Annotated in this window: 25 protein-coding genes; 13 read left to right on the top strand and 12 right to left on the bottom strand. The window is 66.9% G+C overall.

Translation table 11 applies throughout. The features are described 5' to 3' along the window. From DKT77_RS17215 to dnaE, 4 genes are all read right to left on the bottom strand, one after another. Positions 1–391, bottom strand: a 391-nt coding sequence (locus DKT77_RS17215; RefSeq protein WP_146205033.1) for an IS110 family transposase, incomplete at its 3' end; no start/stop codon positions are given. 207 nt (positions 392–598) lie between these two features. Further along, positions 599–1,444 (bottom strand): SDR family NAD(P)-dependent oxidoreductase, encoded by an 846-nt coding sequence (locus DKT77_RS21165; RefSeq protein ID WP_238547980.1) that lies wholly within the window; start codon positions 1,442–1,444, stop codon positions 599–601. Beyond that, a complete protein-coding gene (locus tag DKT77_RS21170) occupies positions 1,441–1,902 on the bottom strand; it encodes a Rossmann-fold NAD(P)-binding domain-containing protein (protein ID WP_238547981.1) in 462 nt (153 codons plus the stop codon). The genes DKT77_RS21165 and DKT77_RS21170 overlap by 4 nt, the downstream gene beginning before the upstream one ends. Positions 1,903–2,219: 317 nt before the next feature. Then, complete coding sequence (gene dnaE, locus DKT77_RS17225) at positions 2,220–5,732, bottom strand: DNA polymerase III subunit alpha (protein WP_109812914.1); 3,513 nt, start codon at positions 5,730–5,732, stop codon at positions 2,220–2,222. Positions 5,733–5,997: 265 nt separating this feature from the next. On the opposite strand from dnaE, the gene xdhA reads away from it, so the two are divergent. The 8 genes from xdhA (at position 5,998) to DKT77_RS17265 (ending at position 16,314) form a co-directional block, all read left to right on the top strand. Next, positions 5,998–7,452, top strand: a complete 1,455-nt coding sequence (xdhA, locus tag DKT77_RS17230) for a xanthine dehydrogenase small subunit (RefSeq protein WP_109812915.1) — start codon at positions 5,998–6,000, stop codon at positions 7,450–7,452. Further along, the gene (xdhB, locus tag DKT77_RS17235) at positions 7,449–9,842 is read left to right on the top strand and encodes a xanthine dehydrogenase molybdopterin binding subunit (protein WP_109812916.1); all 2,394 of its coding nucleotides are present in this window, start codon (positions 7,449–7,451) and stop codon (positions 9,840–9,842) included. The genes xdhA and xdhB overlap by 4 nt, the downstream gene beginning before the upstream one ends. After that, positions 9,839–10,789: a xanthine dehydrogenase accessory protein XdhC gene (gene xdhC, locus DKT77_RS17240; RefSeq protein ID WP_109812917.1), complete on the top strand. Its 951-nt coding sequence runs from the start codon at positions 9,839–9,841 to the stop codon at positions 10,787–10,789. Before xdhB ends, xdhC begins: the two co-directional genes overlap by 4 nt. Beyond that, the gene (locus DKT77_RS17245; protein ID WP_109812918.1) at positions 10,786–12,309 is read left to right on the top strand and encodes an ABC transporter ATP-binding protein; all 1,524 of its coding nucleotides are present in this window, start codon (positions 10,786–10,788) and stop codon (positions 12,307–12,309) included. Before xdhC ends, DKT77_RS17245 begins: the two co-directional genes overlap by 4 nt. A gap of 90 nt (positions 12,310–12,399) precedes the next feature. Next, positions 12,400–13,485 carry an ABC transporter permease gene (locus tag DKT77_RS17250; protein WP_109812919.1) on the top strand — a complete coding sequence of 362 codons (1,086 nt, stop codon included), beginning with the start codon at positions 12,400–12,402 and terminating at the stop codon, positions 13,483–13,485. Then, complete coding sequence (locus DKT77_RS17255; protein ID WP_109812920.1) at positions 13,485–14,411, top strand: ABC transporter permease; 927 nt, start codon at positions 13,485–13,487, stop codon at positions 14,409–14,411. The genes DKT77_RS17250 and DKT77_RS17255 overlap by 1 nt, the downstream gene beginning before the upstream one ends. A gap of 21 nt (positions 14,412–14,432) precedes the next feature. After that, positions 14,433–15,236 (top strand): ion transporter, encoded by an 804-nt coding sequence (locus tag DKT77_RS17260; protein ID WP_109812921.1) that lies wholly within the window; start codon positions 14,433–14,435, stop codon positions 15,234–15,236. A 1-nt stretch (position 15,237) separates the two neighbouring features. Beyond that, on the top strand, positions 15,238–16,314 hold the full coding sequence (locus tag DKT77_RS17265; RefSeq protein WP_109812922.1) for a BMP family ABC transporter substrate-binding protein: 1,077 nt from the start codon (positions 15,238–15,240) through the stop codon (positions 16,312–16,314). 69 nt (positions 16,315–16,383) lie between these two features. Here the strand turns inward: DKT77_RS17265 and DKT77_RS17270 are convergent, their stop codons facing one another. Beyond that, complete coding sequence (locus DKT77_RS17270) at positions 16,384–16,860, bottom strand: CBS domain-containing protein (RefSeq protein ID WP_109812923.1); 477 nt, start codon at positions 16,858–16,860, stop codon at positions 16,384–16,386. Between the two features lie 212 nt (positions 16,861–17,072). Between DKT77_RS17270 and DKT77_RS17275 the strand changes: the two genes are divergently transcribed. Both DKT77_RS17275 and DKT77_RS17280 read left to right on the top strand, forming a co-directional pair. Continuing rightward, entirely contained in the window at positions 17,073–17,420 is a 348-nt protein-coding gene (locus tag DKT77_RS17275; RefSeq protein ID WP_109812924.1) for a carboxymuconolactone decarboxylase family protein, read from the top strand. 85 nt (positions 17,421–17,505) lie between these two features. Then, the gene (locus tag DKT77_RS17280; RefSeq protein WP_109812925.1) at positions 17,506–18,216 is read left to right on the top strand and encodes a VPLPA-CTERM sorting domain-containing protein; all 711 of its coding nucleotides are present in this window, start codon (positions 17,506–17,508) and stop codon (positions 18,214–18,216) included. Between the two features lie 96 nt (positions 18,217–18,312). Here the strand turns inward: DKT77_RS17280 and DKT77_RS17285 are convergent, their stop codons facing one another. The 3 genes from DKT77_RS17285 to DKT77_RS17290 form a co-directional block, all read right to left on the bottom strand. Continuing rightward, a complete protein-coding gene (locus tag DKT77_RS17285; protein ID WP_109812926.1) occupies positions 18,313–18,723 on the bottom strand; it encodes a VPLPA-CTERM sorting domain-containing protein in 411 nt (136 codons plus the stop codon). Positions 18,724–18,834: 111 nt separating this feature from the next. Continuing rightward, positions 18,835–18,969 (bottom strand): hypothetical protein, encoded by a 135-nt coding sequence (locus tag DKT77_RS21390; protein ID WP_274520100.1) that lies wholly within the window; start codon positions 18,967–18,969, stop codon positions 18,835–18,837. Positions 18,970–19,136: 167 nt separating this feature from the next. After that, positions 19,137–21,671, bottom strand: a complete 2,535-nt coding sequence (locus tag DKT77_RS17290; RefSeq protein ID WP_109812927.1) for a GcvT family protein — start codon at positions 21,669–21,671, stop codon at positions 19,137–19,139. A 241-nt stretch (positions 21,672–21,912) separates the two neighbouring features. On the opposite strand from DKT77_RS17290, the gene DKT77_RS17295 reads away from it, so the two are divergent. The 3 genes from DKT77_RS17295 to panB all read left to right on the top strand — a co-directional run bounded on the left by DKT77_RS17295 (position 21,913) and on the right by panB (position 24,043). After that, positions 21,913–22,179 carry a hypothetical protein gene (locus DKT77_RS17295; RefSeq protein ID WP_109812928.1) on the top strand — a complete coding sequence of 89 codons (267 nt, stop codon included), beginning with the start codon at positions 21,913–21,915 and terminating at the stop codon, positions 22,177–22,179. 179 nt (positions 22,180–22,358) lie between these two features. Next, complete coding sequence (panC, locus tag DKT77_RS17300) at positions 22,359–23,207, top strand: pantoate--beta-alanine ligase (protein ID WP_109812929.1); 849 nt, start codon at positions 22,359–22,361, stop codon at positions 23,205–23,207. Between the two features lie 26 nt (positions 23,208–23,233). After that, entirely contained in the window at positions 23,234–24,043 is an 810-nt protein-coding gene (panB, locus tag DKT77_RS17305; RefSeq protein ID WP_109812930.1) for a 3-methyl-2-oxobutanoate hydroxymethyltransferase, read from the top strand. Here panB and DKT77_RS17310 read toward each other — a convergent pair. From DKT77_RS17310 to DKT77_RS17325, 4 genes are read right to left on the bottom strand one after another with little or no spacing between them, the layout of a single operon-like run. Then, complete coding sequence (locus DKT77_RS17310) at positions 24,040–24,924, bottom strand: hypothetical protein (RefSeq protein ID WP_109812931.1); 885 nt, start codon at positions 24,922–24,924, stop codon at positions 24,040–24,042. The genes panB and DKT77_RS17310 overlap by 4 nt on opposite strands. Beyond that, the gene (locus tag DKT77_RS17315) at positions 24,921–25,418 is read right to left on the bottom strand and encodes an asparaginase domain-containing protein (protein WP_109812932.1); all 498 of its coding nucleotides are present in this window, start codon (positions 25,416–25,418) and stop codon (positions 24,921–24,923) included. The genes DKT77_RS17310 and DKT77_RS17315 overlap by 4 nt, the downstream gene beginning before the upstream one ends. An 11-nt stretch (positions 25,419–25,429) precedes the next feature. Then, positions 25,430–25,738, bottom strand: coding sequence for a hypothetical protein (locus tag DKT77_RS17320; protein ID WP_109812933.1), 309 nt, complete (start codon positions 25,736–25,738; stop codon positions 25,430–25,432). Further along, the gene (locus DKT77_RS17325) at positions 25,738–26,724 is read right to left on the bottom strand and encodes a 2-hydroxyacid dehydrogenase (protein ID WP_109812934.1); all 987 of its coding nucleotides are present in this window, start codon (positions 26,722–26,724) and stop codon (positions 25,738–25,740) included. Before DKT77_RS17325 ends, DKT77_RS17320 begins: the two co-directional genes overlap by 1 nt. Between the last annotated feature and the right edge of the window lie 103 nt (positions 26,725–26,827).

The raw sequence follows: 26,827 nt of genomic DNA on the forward strand, positions 1-26,827 counted from the left end.
GGACGAGCAATTCCCGGACGCGGAAGACGCTGGCCGCCCCCTGCGTTTCTTCGCTCTTCACGGGCACGAAGCGCATGTTCGGTCTCTGCGCAGCTTCGCGGATCGCCTCCGCGTCAGCTGCATCGTTCTTTTGCCGGTTGACGAACGGCTTCACGTAGGCAGGCGGGATCAGTCTGATGTCATGGCCGAGCCGTGCCAGCTCCCGCCCCCAGAAATGGGCGCCACCGCAGGCTTCCATCGCCACGAGACAGGGCGGTAACTTGGCGAAGAACTCAATCACTTGAGCTCTTCTGAGCTTCTTTCGTAAAACAGCTCTGCCTTCGCTGTCTGCGCCGTGGACCTGGAACACATTCTTCGCCAGATCCAGTCCGACCGTGATAATCTCCGACATGACCGCCTCCCAATACGGATTGTTGCGATCCCACCTCGGCACATCGATGACGCCGGGGGGCGGTTGCAGCATCAAGGCCGGTCCACACCATGAATGACCCAGAGTGGGTCTTCACGATGCCCAGAGTACCATACCGGCAGCACGTCGATTGCCCGGCTCTCGAACCTCAAGAATGCACCAAGCGCCGTCGCATACGGGGCGTTTCTCTCAGTAGGCCGTCCACCCACCGTCGGAGGCGACAAGCGCCCCGGTCATGTAGCTGGCGTCCCGAGAAGCGACGAAGAGGATGACCGCCGCCTGCTCCCAGACGGTGGAGACACGGCCGATGAGCGCCGAAGACTTCATCGTGGCGCGCGGCGTGTCCGGCTTGTCCTCCGTGTGGCGCGATCTCACGAACTCCATCGCGCGCTCCAGCATCGGCGTGTCCGTCGCGCACATGTTGACCGAGTTGCAGCGAACCCCGTGCGGCGCGTAGTCCATCGCGATGGCGCGGGTGAGCCCGCTGATCGCGTGCTTGCTGGCCACGTAGGCGGGCGTTCCCACGCTCCCCGTCAGGGCCGTGTGGGAGCCCACGTTGACGATGGCGCCGCCGCGCTGCTGCTCGACCATCCGGGAAAGTTCGGCCGCGCAGGCATACATGGTGCCCAGCACGTTGATCTCGATAGTGCCGCGAATATAGGTGTCGTTGGCAAGGTGCAGGGGCGCAGGCTGGCCGTCGCGGCCGCCATCCATCACGCCGGCGTTGTTGATCGCGACGTCGAGCCCGCCATAGGCCTCGACGACCGACTCGACCATGCGCGTGCAGTCGTCCCGGCTGGTGATGTCGGCTCCGATCCCGAGTGCCTGTCCGCCCGCGCCGGATATTTCCGCGGCGGCGGCCGTTGCAGCCTCCTCGTTGATGTCGGCAAGAACCACGGCGGCGCCCTCGCGCGCGGCGCGTGTCGCGCAGGCAAGGCCCATGCCCCCGCCACCGCCGGTCACAAGCATCACCTGACCGGCGAAGCGATCAGGAACGAACGTCGCGGGGTCGGTGGGAACATGGAACTGGGTCATGTAGGCTTCGTGAGTGAGGCGGGACCCTGACCGCCATGCTTGCGCGTGGCGTCGACGGTGTCCCGGATGGCTCTCGCGATGTCGTCGGGCGGGTATCCGAGCGCGGTCATCGCTGGGCCTGGGTCGAGAAACAGGTCCTGCTCCTGCCAGAGGGCGACATCGAGCGGATCGTAACCGGTCTCGATCCCCGCGTCGGCGAGACGGCGCCGCTGTGCTTCGGCCGCTGCGTGCGCAGCGCTTGTGTCCGCCGGGACGAAGTCGGGCGTGACCCCGAGCGCATCGGCGAACATGCCGTAGATCTCTCGGTACGAGAGGTTTTCGCCCCCGATCGGCCAGGCGGCATGCGGTCCGGAGCGCTCGACCGCGCCCGCCGCCGCCGCGCCGACCTGCTCTGCCGTAACGCAGGCCGTTCCGCCCGAAGGGACCTGCACCGGGCCCTCGGCCGCGACCTTGTCCATCGTGAAGCCCCACAGCGTGCCCCGCCATGTCAGCATCCTGGAGATGAACGGCGACAGCTATCGCCTCGCTCAAAGCATGGCCCGGCAGAACTACTGAACCAAGACCGAGTTTGGTCCTCGCGGACCAAGGCGCCTTGGCAACCGACTGCTATGTGCGGAGCGCATTTGCCAAGGCACCGATCACGCCCAGACCGGACGACTTTTGCTCCGCCCCGTGGCCGGATCTTGCGCCGACGTTGACAGAGGCCCACAAATGTCACGATTTCCGTCCACTGGAATAGATGAGCTTGAGCGCGCAGTCGGGACGAAAGGGTTTCCTACATGTCCTCGACCATGACGACGCCGTGAAGCGACTTCACCGCGCTTCGGATCTGGGGCGTGATCGCACATGGGTGTGGCAGCGGGATATCCACCTCGGCCAGATCGCCATCATTGACCAGAAGGCACAGGCTGACGGGCGCGCGCGCGCGGCGCGGGCTGTCCTTCGTCACCCGGTCGAGCAGAGACACTACCGGTCCGACATCGGCATGCGGGTCGAAATAGATCTTCAGGCCGGCCACGCCCGCCCCGGCAACGACATCGTCCACAGGGGTCACACCCTTGCACAGCAGCTTGAGCTGGTCGCTCTCGATTGTCGCTTCCACGCTTAGAACGACGTTGCAGCCCGGATCCAGATTCTCCCGCGCTGCCTCCAGCGTCTCGGAGAAGACGGTGACCTCGTACAGGCCCGACGGGTCCGAAAGACTGACGAAGGCATAGCGGTTGCCGCGCGCCGACTTGCGTTCCTGACGCGCAGCCACGGCCCCGGCCAACTTGGCAACCAGTGGAGCGCGCCGGGCGGCCTGCTCCACCTCTGCCAGCGTCTTCACGCCCGACCGTTTCAGCGCCGCCATGTAGTCGTCCAGCGGATGGCCGGACAGGTAGAAGCCGATCGCCATGTGTTCCTCGCCCAGTCGTTCCATCGGCAGCCAGTCGTCCACCTGCGGCAGCCGCGGTTCGGGCAGATCGTCCCCCGCCTCGCCGAACAGCGACACCTGCGCCGAAGCGCGCTGGTCGTGGATGGCGGCAGAATAGGCCATCAGCGCATCCATCGCACCGAAGACACGGCGGCGGTTGCGGTCCAGTTCGTCGAAGGCACCGGCGCGGGCCAGCATTTCAAGCGGGCGCTTGCCGATCCGCTTCAGGTCCACTCGCCTTGCGAAATCAAACAGCGTCACGAAGGGTTTGCCGCCCTCGGCGGCGCGGGCGTCCTCGATCAGGCGCATCGCCTCGATCCCGACATTCTTGAGCGCGCCCAGCCCGTAGACAAGCCGTCCCTCGGACACGGTGAAGCGCGAGGCGGAGCGGTTCACGCAGGGCGGTACGACCTCGATCCCCAGCCCGCGGCGAACCTCTTCGGCGAAGACGGCCAGCTTGTCGGTGAGGTGGATGTCGCAATTCATCACGCCGGCCATGAATTCCACCGGGTGGTTCGCCTTCAGCCATGCGGTCTGGTAGCTGACCACGGCATAGGCGGCGGCGTGCGACTTGTTGAAGCCGTAATTGGCGAACTTGTCGAGAAGGTTCCACACCTCCAGCGCCTTGTCCTTGTCCACCCCGTTCTTCGCGGCTCCCGCAAGAAACTTGGGTCGTTCGGCGTCCATTGCCTCCTGGATCTTCTTGCCCATGGCGCGGCGCAGAAGATCGGCGCCGCCCAGCGTGTAGCCCGCCATTTCCTGCGCGATCTGCATCACCTGTTCCTGGTAGACGATGATGCCCTGCGTCTCGTCCAGGATGTGGTCGATGCTGGGATGGATCGAGGCGCGCTCCCGCAGCCCGTTCTTGACCTCGCAGAAGGTCGGGATGTTCTCCATCGGGCCGGGACGGTAAAGCGCGACAAGGGCGATGATGTCCTCGATGCATGTCGGCTTCATGCGGCGCAGTGCGTCCATCATGCCCGAGCTTTCCACCTGGAACACCGCCACAGTCTTTGCGCTTGCGTAAAGCCGGTAGGTCTTTTCGTCGTCCAGGGGGATCTGGCCGATGTCGTTCTCCGCCCCCTCGAACGGCTCGTAGATCACCGTGCCGTCGGCGGCGACGTGCAGCGGGCGCCCCGCGCCGTGGATCAGTTCGATCGCGTTCTGGATTACCGTCAACGTTTTCAGGCCGAGGAAGTCGAACTTCACCAGCCCCGCCTGTTCGACCCATTTCATGTTGAACTGCGTTGCGGGCATGTCCGACCGTGGATCCTGGTAAAGCGGGACAAGCTCGTCGATCGGCCGATCGCCGATAACCACGCCGGCGGCATGGGTGGACGCGTTGCGCAGCAGCCCCTCGACCTGTTGGCCGTAGGTCAGCAGGCGGTTCACAACTTCCTCGCGGCGGGCTTCCTCGCGCAGGCGCGGTTCGTCCGCCAGCGCCTTCTCGATGCTGACAGGCTTCACACCCTCCACCGGAATCATCTTGGACAAGCGGTCCACCTGCCCGTAGGGCATCTGCAGCACGCGCCCGATATCGCGCACCGCCGCCTTGGACAGAAGCGCACCGAAGGTGATGATCTGCCCCACCCGGTCGCGGCCATACTTCTCCTGCACGTAGTGGATCACCTCCTCGCGGCGGTCCATGCAGAAGTCGATGTCGAAATCGGGCATCGATACGCGATCGGGGTTCAGGAACCGCTCGAACAGCAGCGAGTAACGCAGCGGGTCAAGGTCGGTGATCGTCAGTGCATAGGCGACAAGACTCCCAGCGCCGGACCCGCGCCCCGGCCCTACCGGAATGTCGTGCTCCTTCGCCCACTTGATGAAATCGGCGACGATCAGGAAGTAGCCCGGAAAGCCCATCCCCTCGATGATGCCCAGCTCGAACTCCAGCCGCGCCTCGTAATCCGGGACGGGCGCGGCATGGGGGATCACCGCCAACCGCGCGGCCAGCCCCGCGCGGGCCTGATTGCGCAGTTCTTCCACCTCGTTTTCGGCGAAGCGGGGCAGGATCGGGTCATGCGTCTTGGCACGGAAGGCACAGCGGCGTGCGATCTCGACCGTGTTTTCCAGCGCTTCGGGCAGATCGGCGAACAGCGTCGCCATCTCTTCGGGCGATTTCAGGTAATGCTGCGGGGTCAGCCGCCGCCGCGGTTGCGACTGGTCGACATAGGCCCCTTCGGCGATGCAGATCAGCGCGTCATGCGCTTCGTACATCTTCGCTTCGGGGAAATAGACGTCGTTCGTGGCCACCAGCGGCAAGCCCATCGCATACGCCATTTCCACGTGTCCCCGTTCGGTCGCCGTCTCGGCCTCTGGGGCGCCGTCCTCGCCGGGGTGGCGCTGCAACTCGATGTAAAGCCGCGCCGGGTAGATCTCGGACAGGCGCTGCACCAGCGCCTCGGCGCGGGCCCGGTGGCCACTGCGCAGCAGACGCCCGACCGGCCCGTCTGGCCCGCCAGTCAGCGCGATCAGCCCGTCCGAATGGGCCGCCAGGTCTTCGGACGTGACCTGCGGCAACTCCCCCGCCTTGCCAAGATAGAGCGCGGAGTTAAGCTTCAGCAGGTTGCGATAACCCACCTCGTTTTGCGCCAGCAGCACCAGCGGCGCGGGCGGCAGCGCCCGGCCTCCCGGTTCGGGCGGCGCATAGGCTAGGTCAAACTGGCAGCCGATGATCGGCTGGACCCCGGCCTTGGCCGCCCCGACCGAGAATTCAAGCGCGCCGAACATGTTGTTGGTGTCGGTCACGGCGACGGCCGGCATGCCCAGCCCCGCGATGAGACCGGGCAGCGATTTCAGTCGCACCGCTCCTTCCAGCAGGGAGTATTCGGTGTGCAGGCGCAGGTGGATGAATCGCGGTGTCTCGGGCATAGCACCACCATATCTTGGGGTGCGCCGCCGCAAAAGGCGTAATCAGGGCCGCCAGCACCCCGGAGCGCCGAAGCCTGCGCGGGCGAAACTGCCCGGCACGCGGGCAAGCGCGCGGGCGATGCCCGTTTTCGGGGCAGCTTCCCCTTGCCAAACGCGCAAATCGCCTGTCTTCTTGACCGCGCAAAAGGTCCGGGCTGGTCTACGCCGCATCGACCAGTCCCCTATGGGATCCACGAAACGGGTAAGGCGGCGAGATTTCTGCACCATGGTGGAGTTCACTCTGAACGGGGAGTCTGTGCGCATCGAGGGCGAGCCGCCCACGCGCACTCTTCTGGACTGGCTGCGCGAGGCGCGGGGCCTGACGGGAACCAAGGAAGGCTGCAACGAAGGCGATTGCGGGGCCTGCACGGTGATGGTCACAGACCGGACCGGCGCCCGTGCGCTAAACGCCTGCATCCTGTTTCTGCCGCAATTGGACGGCAAGGCCGTGCGGACGGTCGAAGGGCTGACTTCACCCGATGGTGCGCTGCACCCTGTGCAGCAGGCGATGATCGAACACCACGGCGCGCAATGCGGATTTTGCACGCCCGGCTTCGTGATGTCGATGGCGGTGGCGCATGCGAACGGCGCGCGGGACCACGACACGCAGCTTGCCGGCAATCTTTGCCGCTGCACGGGCTATGCGCCGATCGCGCGGGCGGCGGATGCCGCGGCGCTGATGCCTGTCCCGACGCATATCGCCGCCGAATGCGCACGCTTCCGCGCCCCGGACCTCGCCTCGCGCGGGGCCGCGGCAACCGGCACCGAAGGCGGCCACCCGGCGGCGGGCGCACCGGCGGCCACGGGCGGCGCGGCGGACGCCGCCGCTCCGGCCTGCCCCGGCAGCGCAGACGCGCTGGCCGACTGGTACCTCGCGAACCCTGGCGGCACACTGATCGCCGGTGCCACCGATGTCGGGCTTTGGGTGACCAAGCAGTTCCGCGACCTGGGGCCTGTCGCCTTCCTGAACGGCTGCGAGGATCTGCGCGGTATCACCGTCTCGGACGACACGATCCGGATCGGCGCGATGGCCACGCTCAGCGACCTTCTCCCTGTGATGGAGGCCCACCATCCCTCTTTCGCCGCCCTGATCCGCCGCTACGGATCGGTGCAGGTGCGCAACGCCGCCACCATCGGCGGCAACATCGCCAACGGCTCGCCGATCGGCGACAGCCCACCCGCGCTGATCGCGCTTGGCGCGACGCTGCATCTGCGCCGCGGCGGCGTCCGCCGCGCCCTGCCGCTTGAGGAATTCTTTCTCGACTACGGAAAGCAGGACCGCGCTCCCGGCGAATTCGTCGAGGCGGTGACGATCCCGCGCCAGCCGGACCGGCTGCGCTGCTACAAGATTTCCAAGCGGTTCGATCAGGACATCTCGGCGCTGTGCGGCTGCTTCCGCATCACCGTCGACGACGGCATCGTCACCGACGCGCGTATCGCCTTCGGCGGCATGGCCGGCATCCCCAAGCGCGCCGCAGCCGTCGAAGCCGCCCTGACCGGCCGCCCCTGGACCGACGCGAAGGTCGAAGCCGCCCTGCCCGCCTTCGCCAAGGATTTCCAGCCGCTCAGCGACATGCGGGCCAGCGCCGCCTACCGGCTTGAAAGCGCCCGCAACCTGCTGCGCCGCTGCCTTGCGGAGGATCGCGGCACCGCCGTCTCGGCGCTGGAGGTGACGCCATGAACGCAGATCCGAAGCTCCCGGCGCAGGCATCGCACGGCCCCGGCGCGGCGCTGCCCCATGACGCGGCCCGCCTGCACGTCACCGGCCAGGCCCGCTACGTGGACGACATCCCGCTGCCCGCGGGCGCGCTCCACCTTGCCTTCGGGCTCAGCGACATCGCCGCCGGGCGGTTGACGGGGCTGGACCTTGCGGCAGTGCGGGCCGCGCCCGGCGTGGTCGGGGCGTGGTCGGCAGCGGATCTGGGTTGCAACCCGGATTGCTCGCCCTCCAACCATGACGAACCCCTGTTGTCCGACGGCACGATCCACTATCTCGGACAGCCGCTGTTCCTCGTGGCCGCGCACAGCCACCTTGCCGCACGCCAGGCCGCCCGCGCCGCCAGTGCCGTGACCGACGCGGTCACCCCGATCCTCGGCATCGACGATGCGCTGGCCGCGGGCACCCGGTTCGAGGACGGCCCGCGGATCTATGGCCGCGGCGATCCGGCGGCCGCCATAGCCGCAGCCGCGCACCGGGTCGAAGGCCGGATCGAGATCGGCGGGCAGGAGCATTTCTACCTCGAAGGCCAGGCCGCCGCCGCTGTACCGCAGGAAGGTGGCGACATGCTGGTGCATGCCTCTACCCAGCACCCGACCGAGATCCAGCACAAAGTCGCCCACGCACTCGGTGTGCCGATGCATGCCGTGCGGGTCGAAACCCGGCGCATGGGCGGCGGGTTCGGCGGCAAGGAAAGCCAGGGCAACGCGCTGGCGATCGCCTGCGCGCTGGTCGCGGCGCGCACCGGCCGCCCGGCCAAGATGCGCTACGACCGCGATGACGACATGATGATCACCGGCAAACGCCACGATTTCCGGATCGACTACCACGCGGGCTTCGACGATGCCGGGCGGATCACGGGCATCGAATTCGTGCAATATGCGCGATGCGGCTGGGCGATGGACCTGTCTCTTCCGGTGGCCGATCGCGCCATGCTGCACGCCGACAATGCCTACTGGCTGCCGGCAGTGCGCATCACCTCGCACCGGCTGCGCACCAACACCCAAAGCGCGACGGCCTTCCGGGGCTTCGGCGGCCCGCAGGGAATGCTGGGCATCGAACGGGTGATGGACCATATCGCCCATGCGCTGGGGCGGGACGCACTGGAGATCCGGCAGGCCAACTTCTACCCCGAGGCAAGCAACGACACCGGACAGTCGGGGCAGTACGCGCGAGCCCGGGAGTCTTCCGATCAGAATACCGGGCGACACACCCCGTACGGGCAGGAGGTCACGGATTTCTGCCTGCACGACCTGACCGGTCGGCTGAAAGAGTCCTGCGACTATGCCGCCCGGCGCGCGGCAGTAGCGGAGTGGAACGCGCAGAATCCGGTTCTCAAGCGCGGGCTTGCCCTGACGCCTGTGAAGTTCGGAATTTCCTTCACGCTGACGCATCTCAATCAGGCGGGCGCCCTGGTGCATGTCTACCAAGACGGGTCCATCGCCATGAACCACGGCGGCACCGAGATGGGACAGGGCCTGTTCCAGAAGGTCGCGCAGGTCGCCGCAGCGCGTTTCGGGGTGAACGTGGGCGCGGTGAAGATCACCGCTACCGACACCGGCAAGGTGCCCAACACCTCGGCCACCGCCGCCTCCAGCGGGTCGGACCTGAACGGCATGGCCGTCGCCGCTGCCTGCGATACGATCCGGGGCCGCATGGCCGCCCATCTGGCCGAGGTGCGGCAGGCCGACCCGGCACAGGTCCGCTTCGAGGCGGGCCGCGTTCATGTCGGCGGCGACGTGATACCTTTCGAGGACGCGGCGGCGGAATGCTACATGGCGCGGATCAGCCTCAGCGCGACGGGCTTCTACCGCACGCCCGACATCCGTTGGGACCGGATCCGGGGCGAAGGACGCCCTTTCTATTATTTCGCCTACGGCGCGGCCTGCACAGAGGTGGTGCTCGACACGCTGACCGGCGAAAACCGCATCCTGCGCACCGACATCCTCCATGACGCGGGCACCTCGCTGAACCCGGCGCTGGACATCGGCCAGATCGAGGGCGGCTACGTGCAGGGCGCGGGCTGGCTGACGATGGAAGAACTTGTCTGGGACGACGCGGGTCGGCTTCGAACGCACGCGCCCTCCACCTACAAGATCCCTGCGATGGGCGATCGGCCCCGCATCTTCAACGTCGCGCTGCACGACGCCGCGAACCGCGCCGACACGATCTACCGCTCCAAGGCGGTGGGGGAGCCGCCCTTCATGCTGGGCATCTCGGCGCTTATGGCGCTTTCTGACGCGGTGGCCGCCTGCGCGCCGGACGGCAGGGGCCGTTACCCCGCACTCGATGCGCCGGCGACGCCCGAACGGCTTCTGACCGCCATCCGGCAGGTGCGGGAGGGCGCGGCATGAGCTTCGATCTGGCCGCCCTGCGCGCCACGGTGGCGGCCCGTGGCCGGGTGGCCCGCGTGGCTGTCGCCGCGGCGCAAGGCTCCGCCCCGCGGGAGCCGGGCGCAGCGATGCTAGTCTGGGACGGCGGGCAAAGCGGCACGATCGGCGGCGGCGCGCTGGAATACGACGCGGCCCGCCTTGCCCGAGAGTCGCTGGCGCAAGGCGGGCGCGACAGCCTGCGCCGTTGCCCGCTCGGTCCGTCGCTGGGGCAGTGCTGCGGCGGCGCGGTGAGTCTCGTGACCGAGATCTTCGATGCCGAGCGGCTGCAGACCATCGACCCGTCCGCGCCCTACCTGCGCCGCTTCGCCGGGCCCGACGCCCCGCCACTGGCGCTTCGGCGGGCGCTTCGGCGCGCGCGCGGCGAAGGGCTGGCCCCCGCCCCGCTTCTGTCGCAAGGCTGGTTCCTCGAACCGCTGCTTGCGCCGACGCGGACAGTCTGGATCTGGGGCGCGGGCCATGTCGGGCGGGCGCTAGTGGGCGTGCTTTCGCCGCTGCCAGACCTTGCGCTGACCTGGGTGGACACAGCCCTGGACCGCTTCCCGGCAGACGTGCCGTCCGGCGTGACGGTGCTGTCCGCGCCCGCACCCGCCACGCTGATGCCGCGCGCGCCGCGCGACGCCGACCACCTGATCCTGACCTATTCCCACGCGCTCGATCTGGAATTGTGCCACGCCGCGCTGTGCCACGGCTTCGCCGGGGCGGGGCTGATCGGGTCGGCCACCAAATGGGCCCGCTTCCGCACTCGGCTGGCCGCGCTCGGCCACACGCCCGACCGGATCGGCCGGATCACCTGCCCGATCGGCGATCCCTCGCTCGGCAAGCACCCGCAGGCCATCGCGCTGGGGGTGGGGGCCGCGTTGCTGGCCCGCGCCGCCCGGGCGCAACAGCCGGAGGAACGTGAGGCATGACCGACACGCTGCTTGCCCTTGACGGGCTGACGAAGGCCTATCCCGGCGTGATCGCCAATGACGGCGTAAGCTTTCGCATAGCGCCGGGCGAGGTCCATGCACTGCTGGGCGAGAACGGCGCCGGGAAGTCCACTCTGGTCAAGATGATCTATGGGCTCGTGAAGCCCGACGCCGGACGGATGGCCTTGCGCGGCGCACCCTATACGCCCGACCGCCCGTCCGAGGCACGGACCAACGGCGTGGCGATGGTGTTCCAGCACTTCTCGCTGTTCGAGGCGCTGGACGTGGCTGAGAACATCGCGCTTGGGATGGAAAATCCGCCACGGCGGCGCGAACTGGCGGCAAGCATCCGTCAGGTCAGCCATGATTACGGCCTGCCGCTCGATCCCGCGCGACTGGTGGGCGAGTTGTCGGCCGGCGAACGCCAGCGGGTGGAGATCATCCGCTGCCTGCTGCAGAACCCGCGCCTTCTGATCATGGACGAACCCACCAGCGTGCTCACCCCGCAGGAGGTAGAGATCCTGTTCGCCACCCTTCGCAAGCTGTCGTCGGAGGGCACCGCGATCCTCTACATCTCCCACAAGCTGGACGAGATCCGCGCGCTTTGCGACGCGGCCACCGTGCTGCGTCGGGGCAAGGTCGTCGGCACCTGCGTGCCGCGCGAGACCACCGCGCGCGAGATGGCCGAACTGATGGTCGGCACCACGCTGCACACGCCCGAACGCCGCCACCGCGAAAATGGCGAAACGCTGCTGGAACTGCGCGGCGTGTCCCTGCCTGCGGCCACGCCCTTCGGAACCAACCTGCACGCGCTGTCCCTCAAGGTGCAGGCCGGCGAGGTGATGGGCATCGGCGGCGTCGCAGGCAACGGACAGGACGAATTCCTTTCCGTGCTGTCGGGCGAAAGCCTGCAGGAGCCGGGGCGGGTATTCGTGGACGGCGTGGATATCGGCGCGCTTCCCCCGCAGACCCGACGCAGCCTTGGCGTGCTGGCCGCGCCCGAAGAACGGTTGGGCCATGCCGCCGCACCCGACATGACGCTGGTGGAAAACGCACTGCTGACCGGGTCGGTGCGCGAGAAACTCGCACCGCACGGGCTGGTCAACTGGGCCGCAACGCGCGCCTTCGCCGCCCGGATCATAGAAGCCTTCGACGTGCGTACGCCCAATGCCGACGTGGCCGCACGGGCCTTGTCTGGCGGCAACCTGCAGAAATTCGTGATCGGCCGCGAGATCCTTCAGGCGCCCCGCGTTCTGGTGGTGAACCAGCCGACATGGGGCGTGGACGCGGCGGCGGCGGCGACGATCCGGCAGGCGCTTCTGGACCTCGCAGGACAAGGCGCCGCCGTGATCGTCATCAGCCAGGACCTTGACGAGTTGATGGAGATCGCCGACCGCTTCGCCGCGCTCAACGCCGGACGGCTGACCGATCCGCGCGCCACCGCCGGGCTGAGTCTTGATGAGATCGGCCTGATGATGGGCGGCGCGCATGACATGGAGGTGGCCCATGCCGCACAGTGACCCCACCCCGAAGGCGCGGTGCGCCGGGCCGTCCGTCCCGTTGCATCGGCGCACGGACCATGCACACGCCGCCCATAAGGCCCGGCGCGCATGATCCGGCTGGAAAAGCGCCCCACCCCGTCGCAGGCATGGACCGTGCTGACCCCGCCGGTCGCCGTGCTGGCCACGATGGTGGCGGGCGGGCTGATGTTCGCCGCGCTTGGCAAGGACCCGTTCGAGGCGATCCGGACGATCTTCTACGACCCGCTGTTCAACGACCAGTTCGCCGCCTATTCGCGCCCCCAGCTTCTGGTCAAGGCCGGGCCGCTGATCCTGATCGCCATCGGCCTCAGCCTCGGGTTTCGCGCGGGCGTGTGGAACATCGGTGCGGAAGGGCAATATATCGTCGGCGCGCTTTGCGGGGCCGGCGTGGGGCTTGCGATGTATCCGTCGGGCAGCGTTCTGGTCTTCCCGGCAATGGTGATGGCGGGCGCGCTTGGGGGCTGGGCCTGGGCGATGATCCCGGCGATCCTGAAGACGCGGTTCAATACAAACGAAATCCTTGTGTCGCTGCTGCTTGTCTATGTGGCCGAACAACTCCTCGCCTCTGCGGCGCTGGGACTGCTGCGTAACCCCGAAGGCGGCGGCTTTCCCGGATCGCGCAACTTCCAGCAATGGCCCGCCGCGGCGAACCCGGAACTGATCACCGGGACGGGGATGCACTGGGGCGTGGTGGCCGCCTTCGTCGCCGTGATCGGTGCCTACGCGCTGCTGTCACGGCACCTTCTGGGCTTCCAGATCCGTCTGACAGGCGCCGCACCCCGCGCGGCACGCTTCGCCGGCGTGAACCCGACGCGGCTGGTGGTGATCTGCCTTGGTCTGTCGGGGCTGCTGGCCGGCATGGCGGGCCTGTTCGAGGTGACCGGCCCCGCGGGCCAGATCAGCATCGATTTCGGGTCGGGCTACGGCTTCACGGCGATCATCGTGGCCTTCCTCGGGCGGCTCCACCCGGTGGGCATCCTGCTGGCCGGGTTGCTGATGGCGTTGACCTATATCGGGGGCGAACTGGCGCAGTTCATGCTGGGTGTGCCCGCCGCCGCGATTCAGGCTTTCCAGGGCATGTTGCTGTTCTTCCTGCTGGCGGTGGACGTGCTGTCCAACTACCGCCTGCGCTTCGGTACGCGGGAGGTGGCGTGATGGCCGGGATTTCGATCGAACTGCTGCTCGCCTCGCTTATGGTGGCGGCCACGCCCATCCTGTTCGCCGCTATTGGCGAGATGGTGGTGGAAAAGTCCGGCGTGCTGAACCTCGGTGTCGAGGGGATGATGATCACCGGGGCGATCTGCGGCTTCGCCGTGGCGGTGGAAACCGGCAGCCCGGCTCTCGGTTTCGCGGGCGCGGCGCTTGGCGGCGCAGGGTTGTCGCTGGTTTTTGCGCTGCTCACGCAGGTGCTGCTGTCCAACCAGGTGGCAACAGGGCTCGCGCTGACGCTGTTCGGACTTGGGTTCTCGGCGCTGATCGGCCAGGGCTATGTCGGGATCAAGCCACCGCCGACCGGGTCGCTGGATTTCGGCCCGCTGTCGGACATCCCGCTGATCGGGCCGGTGCTGTTGCGCCATGACCTTCTGGTCTATGTCGCCATCGCGCTGACCGCGGCGGTCTGGGCCTTCCTCCGCTACACGCGGGCCGGGCTTATCCTGCGCGCGGTAGGTGAAAGCCACGACAGCGCGCACGCGCTCGGCTACAAGGTGGTACGCATCCGCGTGCTGGCGATCGTCTTCGGCGGGGCGATGGCGGGGCTTGGCGGGGCCTATGTCAGCCTCGTGCGGGTGCCGCAATGGACCGAGGGCATGACAGCCGGAGCGGGCTGGATCGCGCTTGCCCTGGTGGTGTTCGGCGCGTGGCGGCCGTGGCGCGTGCTGCTCGGGGCCTACCTTTTCGGCGGGATCACCGTGCTGCAACTGAACCTGCAGGCGGCGGGCGTGAGGGTGCCGGTCGAACTCTTGTCCATCTCTCCCTATCTGATAACCATTCTGGTGCTGGTCGTCATGTCGTCGGACCGGCGCAGGGTCGCCCTCAATGCGCCCGCCGCGCTTGGCCGGGTGTTCCACGCAAGCTCATGACCCGGGAAGGACGGCCCGCGCGTGCACCGCAGCGAGATACCGCAGATCCTGGATGGCACGCATCCGCGGGCCGGGCGTGGCATCGCACTGGCGCATCAGGCGCTGATCTTCCTGTCCGGGCTTGCGATCTCGCTCGAGACCGTGCCGGACCTGCCGGGCTGGGCGGAGCGCGGACTCTACCTGTTCGAATTCGCCGTGCTGTTGGTCTTCGCGGCGGAGTACCTCACGCGGCTGGTCTGCGCGCCGCAACCGCTGCGCTACGCGCTCAGCTTCTGGGGGATCGTCGACCTGCTGGCCGTTCTGCCGCTGCTCAGCTACGTGTCCCCGCAACTTGCGGCGGTGCGGTCGCTGCGACTGCTGCGCCTCGTGCGGCTGCTCAAGCTGCTGCACACCAACCGCGCGCTGATGCGGCTGGAAATAGCGTTGCGCCAGACGCGCGGGGAACTGGCGGTCTTTGCGTTCCTTGCGCTCATCATCCTCTACATCGCCGCGGTGGGCATCTACATCTTCGAACACGACGCCCAGCCCGAGGCGTTCTCGTCCATCCCGATGGCGCTTTGGTGGGCGGTCGTCAGCTTCACCACCGTGGGCTACGGCGACATCTACCCGATTACGGCCGAAGGACGCATGTTCACCACGGCGCTGCTGTTCATCGGGCTGGGAGTCATCGCCGTCCCCACGGCACTGATCACATCGGCGCTGATCCACACGGATGTCGCGCAGCAGGTCGAAAAGGAAATCGAGGCCGACCTGCGGGACGAAATCGAACGCGAGGTCCGCAGCGGCCTTGCCCCCTTGAAACGCAAACCAACACGGAGACGCTGACATGAACAGACTGACCACCCTTCTCACCGGCGCGCTGGTCGCCGCCGGACTGGCCGCCCCGGCCCTCGCACAGGATCCCGTCAAGGTCGGGTTCGTGTTCGTCGGCCCGGTCGGCGATGGCGGCTGGACCTACGAACACAACCAGGGCCGTCTGGCGGTCGAGCAGCATTTCGGCGACCAGGTCGAAACGGTGTTCCAGGAAAGCGTGCCCGAAGGGGCCGATGCGGAACGCGTTCTGACCCAGATGGCGCTGTCCGGCGCCGACCTGATCTTCACCACCTCGTTCGGCTACATGGACCCGACGATCAACGTGGCGGCAAAGTTCCCCAACGTGAAGTTCGAACACGCCACCGGCTACAAGACCGCCGACAACGTGTCGACCTATTCGGCCCGCTTCTATGAAGGCCGCGCAATCCAAGGGCACATCGCCGGCAAGATGACCGAAAGCAATATCATCGGTTATATCGGGTCGTTCCCGATCCCCGAGGTGATCCGCGGCATCAACGCGGCATTCATCCACGCGCGCAAGGCCAACCCGGAGGTGGAATTCAAGATCGTCTGGGCCAACACGTGGTATGATCCGGCCCGCGAGGCGGACGCCGCCACCGCGCTGATCGAACAGGGCGCCGACGTGATCCTTCAGCATACCGACAGCACCGCGCCGCTGTCCGCCGCCGAGAAGGCCGGCGGGGTGATCGGCTTCGGGCAGGCGTCGGACATGGCGCAGTACAAGCCCAGCCCGCGCGTCAGCTCGATCATCGACAACTGGGCTCCCTACTACATCGACCGCGTGCAGGCGGTGATGGACGGCACCTGGGAAAGCCAGCAGGTCTGGCACGGGATCGACGAGGGCATGGTCGAGATCGGCGAGATCACCGATGCCGTCCCCGAAGACGTGGCGAACGAGGCGCGCGCGCTGATGGACAGCATCGCCAGTGGCACCTACCACCCGTTCACCGGGCCGCTCACCAAGCAGGACGGCTCTGCGTGGCTGGCCGAAGGCGAGGTTGCCGATGACGGCACGCTCGCAGGCATGAACTTCTATGTCGAAGGTCTGACCGGCGCGATCCCGAACTGACCGGCGGTCCACCGCTCCCTTCGCAACGCCGCCGGGTCGACCCGGCGGCGTTGCCGTGTCCGGCGCCGGCTATTGCGCGGCGATGGCGGACCCATCGCCGACATGGCCCGCCCCGGCACCGACGGCGGCGGCCGGTCCGGCATATTCGCGGAACCGTTCGAACATCAGGCGATACTCGGTCGGGATGTCGCGCATCGACAGCATACCGACCGCGGCACCCGAGCGCGTGACCGGAAGGTGCCGGAAGCCGCCTGTCACCATCGCCCCCATGGCATCGGCCAGTGGCGCAGCGGCATCTATCGTTACGGGATCGGCGGTCATGATTTCGGCCACGCGCGTCTCGTCTGTGCGGCGCCCGCTAGCAAGGCATTTGCGGATCACGTCCCGCTCGCTCAGGATGCCGACAAGACGGCCCTGCGCCATGACGGCAAGCGCTCCGACATCGGCCTCCGCCATTTGCAGGCAGGCATCGCGCACGCTGCGATCGGGTGTGATGGTGTGAAACGGGCGATCACTCAGGATCGCTTCGATGCTGCGGATGATCATGGTCTTCTCCCTCCTCCGTCCACGTCGCGTTTGGAAACCGGACACTCGTCAACAACACTCTGGCCATGATGACCGGGCCAGACGGGTTCTACAGTGCGCCGCGACACACCACGAACCCAGGCGATTGCGCCCGGGTGTCACATTGGGTCACGGCGGGGTTCCGGCCAAGTATGCAATACCGGACCGGAGTTTCGGCGGCCAAGGAAGGCACTATGAACTGGACAGACAAGATCAAGGACATGCGCGGCGCGCTACGGGCGTTCAACACGCTGCAACCCGCAACTGCGAAAGGGTTTGGCGCGCTTGGCAAGGCGGCGAAGGAACCCAAAGCGCTGGACGCCAAGACGGTGGAGTTCGTCGCGCTGGGGATCGCCGTCGCAGACCGGTGCGAGCCGTGTATCGCGTTTCACATCGATGCACTGGTGCGCCTTGGGGCATCCCGCGACGAGATCGGCGAGGTGCTGTCGATGTGCGTTCAGATGGGCGGCGGGCCGTCGCTGATGTATGCCGCGAAGGCGCTGGAATGCTTCGACGAGCTGGCGGAACCGGCCCGGAACTGACGCAAAGTCCGGAAATCCGGATGCGCCGCTGTTTGCAACCCGTGGTATAATTTCCCTAGCGTAATCTTACATTGGGGATACTGCCATGGCTTTCCGTATCATGAACTGCATCGCCGCATTGGCGGCACCGATCGCGCTTTGGGGCCTGCCCGCAGCGGCGCTCCCGCTTGCGCCCGGCGGCGTGATCGCCCCGGCCGGGACCACGTCGGCGGCAAGGCCCGAACTCGGCGGGATCGTCATCAATGACAATCTTCTCGCATTCGCCATAGACCCGACACCGATCACTCCGTTCACGAATGTCGCAGGTGCCGTTCAGAACCGCGTCAGCGTCTCCAACGTAACCGGCGATCTGATCTTCGGGCCCAGAATCCGGGACACTCTGAACATCGACGGCGGAACCTTCTTCATCACCTCGTTCTTGATCGACGGCTGGGGCAGCTTCACCACGGATGTCGATTTCCGGACCGACGGAGACGGCGACACCGGCTTTTCGAGCGTCTCGCGCAGCGCAGACGGAAACCGCCTGACCTTCCGCTTCGACACGCCGCTGCAAATCGACGCCATCGCGCCGGGGGCGCAGGAGGAAAGCCTGTTCCCGGCGATCCTGACCGATGCGCGCAGCTTCAACACGAACGGGCGGATGCGGATCATCGGCTATCTCGGTGGCGATCCGAACACGATCTTCTCGACGGAGATCGGCGGGATCGCCGTTCCGCAAGTGCCGCTGCCCGCCGGGCTGTGGCTGAGCCTCGCGGCATTCGGCGCCCTTGGCGCAATGCGGCGCCGCCAGGGCTGACAGCGGCGGCGGACCTCTGCGGCGGCTCTGCCGATGCCAGTTCCGCCGCAACCTGCGACGGAGCCACCCGGTCCGGATCGTCGGCGCGGATCGCCCTCAGATGCGTCGGCGCAGCATCACCAGCGCGCCCAGGCCGGCAAGGACCAGCGGCAGACCTGCCGGAAGCGGCACCTGTGCGCCCGGAGCCGCCTGCGCGAAGAAGGCCATGTCGAATCCGTCGCTCGTTCCGCCGGAGAAGACGTTGACGACTGAGGTTGTCGGCGTAGCGAATTCGTAGAGGAAGTACGACGCTGTGTGCGACGTGTTCACCGTGAACCCCGTCGCTCCGCTGGCAGCGGTCGCGCCACCGAAATCGCACGGCGCAAATCCCAGGTCGATCCCGGTCAGCAAGGCGGTCCCGCCGTTCTCCGCATAGATCAGAAGCCGCGAGATTTCGCTGTCGAAACTGATTGTAAATTGGCGACCAACATGGACATGTTCGAAGGCTGGACTGCCCAGCCCGGTCACGCCCGGAAATTCAAAGGCTTGCGTCGCGCTTACATCCGCAAGGGGATCGTAGGCGAGAATAGAAAAGCCGATTGTGCTGCCTGTCAGACCCGAACGTCCAGTGTATCTACCCTAATTCGGCCCGGTCACGGCCTCGGTCTGGACGTCGAACACGAGTTGCGAAAGATCGAAATCCGAGATCGAGGCGGCCTGCGCGCAAGAGGCGGACAGGGCGACGGCAAGGACATGCGGTGAAAAACACTTCATTGACAATAATCTCCCCAAGACAAGAGTTATTGTGGGGAGATTATGCCATTGGTTAACGCTGGGGCAAAACGGAATTATTCGTTTCCGTCTGACCCGGTCGGGACAGGCACAAGGCACAGCCCGGCCCGACCCGGCAATCAGGGCCGGGCCGGCGTCGCACGCGCACCTTATTCCGCTGCGGCCTGCGCCGGCGCCACAAGCGCCGGGTCGTTGGCACGGATGCGCACGTTCTGCGGGTCGTAGGGGCTGTCCTCGGTCACCGTGGCGGTCCAAAGCCGGTCAAACATCTTCACCTGCAGCACCGTGCCCACCTCGGCGCAGTCCGGGCGCACATAGCCCATGCCGATCGACTTGCCGAATGCGGCGGACCAGCCGCCCGAGGTCAGCCGCCCGACATGTACGCCACCGGCATAGATCGCCTCGCGGCCCCACGGGTCGGCATCGTCCGGCCCGTCAACCAGCAGCGTGACGCATTTCGACCGGATGCCGAAATCCAGCATCGCCTGCTTGCCGTGGAAATCCTTGTCCAGATCCACGAACCGGTCCAGCCCGGCCTCCAGCGGGGTCGCGTCGCGGCCCAGCTCGTTGCCGAAAGCGCGATAGGATTTCTCCTGCCGCAGCCAGTTCTGGGCCCGTGCGCCCACCAGTTTCATGTCGAAAGCCGCGCCGGCCTTCTCAAGCAGGTCGAACAGGTAGTTCTGCATCTCGATCGGGTGATGCAGTTCCCAGCCCAGTTCGCCCGTATAGGCGACGCGGATGGCGCGCACCGGGCACATGCCAAGCTCGATCTGTTGCGCCGACAGCCAGGGAAAGCGTTTGTTGCCCAGCACGCTGTCCGGGTCCGCGTCCTTCACCACCGCCTTCAGCACATCGCGCGCGCGCGGCCCGGCGATTGCGAAAACACCCCACTGGCTGGTCACGTCCTGCACTTCGATCCGACCGAACTCGGCTTCCTTGTCGGCAATCGCCTTGCGCAGATAGTCGCCGTCATAGGCCGTCCAGGCCCCGGCGGACACAAGGTAGTACTCTTCCTCGGACAGCCGGACGATGGTGTATTCGGTTCGGGTGGTGCCCGCTGTGGTCAGCGCGTAGGTCAGGTTGATGCGGCCGACCTTCGGCAGCCGGTTCGTGGTGAACCAGTCAAGGAACGCGGTCGCCCCCGGCCCACTGACCCTGTGCTTGGTGAAAGCGGTCGCGTCGATCAGGCCCACACCCTCGCGGATCGCGCGTGCCTCGTCGGCGGCGTGTTGCCACCAACCGCCCCGGCGGAAGCTGCGCGCGTCGTGGTCGAAATCCTCCGGCGCATCCACCGGGCCAAAATAGTTGGGCCGTTCCCAGCCATTCACACAGCCGAACTGCGCCCCGCGCGCCTTCTGCCGGTCATAGGCCGGGGCGGTGCGCAGCGGGCGGCACGCCGGGCGCTCCTCGTCGGGATGGTGCAGCACGAACACGTGCTCATACGCCTCCTCGTTCTTGCGCGCGGCGTATTCGGTCGTCATCCAGTCGCCATAGCGGCGCGGATCGAGGCTGGCCATGTCGATCTCGGCCTCACCTTCCACCATCATCTGCGCGAGGTAGTAGCCGGTGCCGCCCGCAGCCGTGATGCCGAAGCTGAAGCCCTCGGCCAGCCACATGTTGCGCAACCCCGGCGCGGGGCCGACCAACGGGTTGCCGTCCGGCGTGTAGCAGATCGGTCCGTTGAAATCGTCCTTGAGCCCTACCGTTTCCGAGGTCGGGATGCGGTGGATCATCGCCATGTATTCTTCTTCGATCCGGTCCAGATCGAGCGGGAACAGATCGGCGCGGAAACTGTCCGGAACACCGTACTCGAAGCGCGCTGGCGCGCCCTTCTCGTATGGCCCGAGGATCCAGCCGCCGCGCTCCTCGCGGACATACCACTTGGCGTCGGCGTCGCGCAGCACAGGGTGCTCGCCATGGGTCTTGCGGTACTCGACCAGCGCCGGGTCGGGTTCGGTCACGATGAACTGGTGCTCCACCGGGATCGCGGGGATCTTGATGCCAAGCATCTTCGCGGTGCGCTGCGCGTGGTTGCCGGTTGCGGTTACGACATGCTCGGCGGTGATGACCACCTGCTCGTCGGTGGCAACAAGGTTGCCGCCTCGCTCTCCCATCTTGGTGCAAGTGACTTCCCAGGCGCTGCCGTTCCAGCGGTAGCCGTCCACCTGCCACTTGCGTTCGATCGCAACGCCGCGCTGCCGTGCGCCCTTGGCCATCGCCATGGTCACATCGGCTGGGTTGATGTAACCGTCAGTCGGGTGGTAGATCGCGCCGATCAGGTCGTCGGTGCGCACCAGCGGCCAGCGCTCGGCGATCTGGGCCGGGCTCATCCACTCATACGGCACGCCCGCCGTCTCTGCGGTGGTGGCATACACCATGTACTCGTCCATGCGGGCCTGCGACTGCGCCATGCGCAGGTTGCCCACGACCGAAAAGCCCGCGTTCAGGCCGGTCTCGGCCTCCAGCGTCTTGTAGAAATCGACCGAGTACTTGTGGATATGCGTGGTCGCGAAGGACATGTTGAACAGCGGCAGCAGCCCCGCCGCGTGCCATGTGGAACCGCTGGTCAGTTCGTCCCGCTCCAGCAGCATCACGTCGTCCCAGCCGGCCTTCGCCAGGTGATAGGCGATGGAAGTGCCGATGGCTCCCCCGCCCACGATCAGTGCCCGCACCTGCGTCTTCATCTCATGCCACTCCCGTGTTCACGCTAGGGCGCACAATGACTCGGGGCGCGATCCGGAAGCACGGCGCGCCCGACCCATCGCCATGAAAAAGCGACATCGCACGCGGAAGGCGCAGCGCATTTGACCCGCATCATGGCGACGGCGGCCTGAAACCGGCATACTTCGCGCCCGGACAGCGTTAAGGAGCCATTCACCTTACGCTGCCAAGCTCGGGTCACTCGGACAGGAGGAGGGCAGGACAATGCAGGCATATCGCAAAGGGACAACCCAGGCCGCACCCGTGCGGACAAGCGAAGGCAGCGCCAACCCGATCGGCGTGATCGGACTCGACGCACTGCTGACGCTGATCGTTCTGCTGGTCCTGCTCGAAATCGGCCTTCCGCTGGCCGCAAGCCTTGGGGCCGCGTGGATCGGCGGAGCGGTGGCGACCGTAGCGACGCTGGCGATGGCCGCGGGACTGGAGGACGGCTGCCGCCCGCAGGTCGGCAGCACGGCGCTGCTGCCCTGACTGCGCTTCGGAACCGGCATGCGCGCCGGAGGTGCGGTAGTTCAGGGGTCGCCCGACGGCGGGACGGCACATGGGTGTTGTAACAGCAGCAGCAAACCGGCCAGGGGCGCGACAGCGGCGGCCTTGTCAGGCCGGGCGCCTCGGACTACTCAGGGTTGGCGATCAACACCGGGGTGCCGATGGATATCTGCAGAACGAAGGCGCAGATGCGCCGTGCGCTCGCGCCCCTGCGCGGCGGCGGGGCAACGCTGGGCCTGGTGCCGACGATGGGCTACCTGCATGACGGTCACCTGGCGCTCGTGCGATCCGCCCGCGAGGCATGCGATCACGTCGCCGCCTCGATCTTCGTGAACCCGACGCAGTTCGGCCCGACCGAGGATCTGGCGAGCTATCCGCGCGACGCGGAACGCGATCTCGCGCTGCTGGAGGCCGAAGGCGTCGCCGCCGTGTTCCTGCCCGACCCGGCAGAGATGTATCACCCCGACAGCGAAACGGTGGTGGACACGACGCACTTGTCCGGCATCCTGATCGGCACGCTGCGGCCTGGCCATTTCCGCGGCGTGGCGACGGTGGTGACCAAGCTGTTCAACATCGTGCAGCCGACCCATGCCTTCTTCGGGCGTAAGGACTTCCAGCAGCTTGCCGTGATCCGCACGATGGTCCGCGACCTCGACATCCCGGTCGAGATCGTTGGCATCCCCACCCAACGCGCGCCCGACGGGCTGGCGCTGTCCTCGCGAAACGTGCGCCTGTCGCCCGAACACCGGGCCGCCGCACCCGCGCTGTTCGCCGCGCTGCACTGGGCGGAAACGACCCTGCCGCGCAACCCGATGACCATTGAAGAGCTTCAGGCGGCAATCACGACCCGCCTGTCCGGCACGCCCGGCGCGGCCGTCCAGTCGGTCGACATCCGCGATGCGGACACGCTTGCGGCACTGACCGGCCCGATCGCGGCGCCCGTCGTGATCCTGCTGGCCGTCCGTTTCGGCGACGTGCTGCTGATCGATCAGCGCGTCGTCAGCCCCTGATACCCACCCCGACCAGGAAGATCATCATGAGCACCCAGACCCGGATTCGCCGAACGACCGTGCCCCAGATCGCGGCCCGCAAGGGGGGCGAGCCCATCGTGTCGCTCACCTCGTACCACGCGCACACCGCCGCAATCGTGGACCGGCACGCCGATTTCATCCTCGTGGGCGACAGCCTTGGAATGGTGATGCACGGGATGGACAGCACGGTGGGCGTGCCTCTCGATCTGATGATCATGCATGGCCGGGCCGTGGTGCGCGGCACGCAGCGCGCGCTGATCGTGGTGGACATGCCATTCGGCACCTACGAGGAAAGCCCGAACATGGCGTTCCGCAACGCCGCCCGGATCATGAAGGAAACCGGCTGCGGCGCGGTCAAGCTGGAGGGCGGCACGCGCATGGCCGAAACCATCCGCTTCCTGACCGAACGCGGCGTACCGGTGATGGCGCATACCGGCCTGACCCCGCAAAGCAGCCACGTCATGGGCGGCTTCAAGACGCAGGGCCGGAACGAGGACACGTGGCCCGCTCACGAGGCCGACGCGAAGGCCGTGGCCGATGCCGGTGCCTTCGCCGTGGTTCTGGAAGGCATGGTCGAACCGCTGGCCGCAAAGATCACGAAGCAGATCGACATTCCGACTATCGGCATTGGCGCGAGCGCAGAGTGCGACGGACAGATCCTCGTGCTCGAGGACATGCTGGGCCTGAACCCCTGGACGCCCAAGTTCGTGAAGGTCTACGGCCAGCTTGGCCCTATGATCGAAAAGGCGGTGGAGGATTACGCGACAGACGTGAAGGCCCGCGCCTTTCCGACCGAAGACGAGGTGTACCGCTAGGACGCGAGAACTCGGCGTGTCAGGGTGAAGGCCAGCCAGAACAGCACGAACGGCAGGACGACAAGCCGGAAAACGTAGATGGCAATCAATGTGAGCGAGCTTTCCACGATCTCGCCGCCGCGCTGCTGCAGGTAATCAAGGTCTGGAACGGCGCCGCGAAGGGTATCGCCCGCCGCGTCGCCTGCTCCCACCGCGCCCTCCAGCACCCGTTCCATGAAAGACGGGTTTTCGTCGGAAGGGCCGCGTTCTGCACCAGCCTTCCCTGGCCTCGGTTCGGCCGCATCCTCCACGGCTGCGACGAGTTCCTGCGCCTCGCCACTGAGCCTTGCCTGCGCCGCGTGCCAGGCGTCTGCGGTCCAAAATGTGCCCAGCCTTCCGCCCAGTCCATACCCAAGCGGCAGCGCAAGGGCCAGCACGAGGCCTAACCCGCCGAGTGTCCGGCCGCCCGACCGAAGCGCGCCGAGGACGGATGGCGGAATGCCGACCCCAGCAAGTCCGGCCGCCCAGACTGCAAGAAAACCAAGCCCGGCCAGTAGCGCGCCCATCTGCGCCAACGGATCGAGGGCGACGGAAAGCACGCCGGATGCCGCCGCAAGCATGAAGACCGCATCGGCAACGCGCGCGACGGTTTCGTCGATCGGGTCCAGCACCATTCCGGGCTGCGTGGTCAGGGACCCGACGAATTGCACGCCGACCTCCGTTTCCTTTGCCACCGAGATCGCCGCGTTGATCCCCCGCAGAACGGCGTAGACGCGCAGCGCGCTTCCGAAGACCTCGCTGTTGAACCGTTCCGCAGGCGCGGTGAAAACCGGCTGCCAGACAAGAAGCGCGCAAAGCAGGGCCATCGGCAAGGCCCAGTTGCGGCGCAGCAGGCCGCTCATAGATCGAACCGGCCGGCCTCGACGTTCTTGTCCAGCCGCGCCGCCGGGATCACGCGGCCATTCATCACGCCATAGACTCCCTCGGGCAGCACCTGCGCAGCTACGACTGCGCCGCCAAGGTTGAAAGATCCGTCCGACGCACTGATCGAATGGGGCCGCATCGCGCCGGTCAGCACCACTGTCTTGCCCGGCACCCGCCCCTGCAGAAAGCGCGCCGTCGCCCCCATCGTGCCGGTGCCGTGAGTGATCACAAGCGCGGCCTCGGGCGCAGCCGCCGCCGCCGCCGCGATCGCCTCCCTGTCGGCATCGTCGAAATCCAGGCTGTCTTTAAGCATCACGATCTGCACCAGTGGGAAATGACAGCGTCCCATCGCCAGCATCTCTGGCACCAGCGTCGCGCCGTCGCGCGGGAACACCAGCGCCTCCACCCGCGGGTCATGCACCTTGTCGATGGTCCCGCCTGTCACCAGAATCCGCAGTGCGCCGTCCGTCATCGCCGACCCTTTCAGAACCGCCGCCTGCGGTCCACCGTCACATTCACCGCCTTCCCCGCCGGGTTGGTGAAGCAGTCATACCGCGTCCCGAAGCTGCCGGTGCCACTGACGATGCCGCGCTGTTCCTCGAAGATGTTCACGCTGGTGATGCGCACCAGTTCGCCCGACCGGCGCCAGATCTCGCGCTTGCAGTTCGTCAGCGCCGTTCCCTCCGCCACCGGGGCAGTCGAGGGCGCCGCGCTTCCGCCCGGAGGCGGCGCGCCCCCCGTGGCGCAGCCCGCCAGCAGGGCGGCGGCCAGCAGCGCGGCGCGGCGCGCCATCACATCACGCCCGGAACGACCTGGTCCGGCGGGCGGTGGCCGTCGGCATAGGTCTTGATGTTGATGATGACCTTCTCGCCCATCTCGATACGGCCTTCTTCGGTGGCCGAGGACATGTGCGGCAACAACACGACATTGCCCAGCTCGCGCAGGGCCGGGTTCACATCGGCGCCGTGTTCGTAGACATCGAGCCCCGCGCCCGCCAGTTCCCCTGCGCGCAACATCCGCACCAGCGCGTTCTCGTCGATCACCTCGCCCCGTGCGGTATTCACGATCACCGCCGTGGGCTTCATGAGCTTGAGCCGCCGCGCATTCATCAGATGGAACGTGTCGGGGGTCGAAGGGCAGTTGACCGACAGGATGTCGATCCGCTTGACCATCTCGTCCAGATCCTCCCAGTAGGTCGCGCCCAACTGCGTTTCGGTTTCGGCGGCCACCCGGCGGCGGTTGTGGTAATGAATCTGCATCCCGAACGCGGTCGCGCGCCGCGCCACCGCCTGTCCGATCCGCCCCATACCGAGAATACCCAGCCGCCGACCGCTGATCCGCCCGCCCAGCAGCGCCGTCGGGGCCCAGCCGCTCCATTGCCCGCGCTGCATCATCGCAAGCCCTTCGGGAATGCGCCGTGTCACCGAAAGCATCAGCGCCATCGCCATGTCCGCCGTGTCCTCTGTCACGACGCCGGGCGTGTTGCTGACCAGCACCCCGCGCTGGCGCGCCGAGGCCACATCGATATGGTCCACCCCCGCGCCGTAGCTGGCGATCAGGCGCAACTGTTCACCGGCCTGCGCCAGCATCGCCGCATCGATCTGGTCGGTCACCGTGGGCACCAGCACCTCGGCCTCCTGCATCGCCGCGACAAGCTCGGCCTTGCTCATCGGAGTGTCGTCATCCCGAAGCTGCACGTCGAACAGACCCTTGAGGCGGTTCTCGACCGGTTCGGGCAGACGTCGCGTGACGACAACACGCACGGGTTTTGCAGGCATTCGGGTAGCTCCTCGTCTTCACCTCTGTGTTCTTGTCTGGCAAACTGTCCTATAGTCAAACCGTGCACAAGCACGGCCACATAAAAGCGACAAAAAGCCTTCG

This window comes from Meridianimarinicoccus roseus (genome assembly GCF_003172915.1).
Classification (GTDB): Bacteria; Pseudomonadota; Alphaproteobacteria; order Rhodobacterales; family Rhodobacteraceae; genus Meridianimarinicoccus; species Meridianimarinicoccus roseus.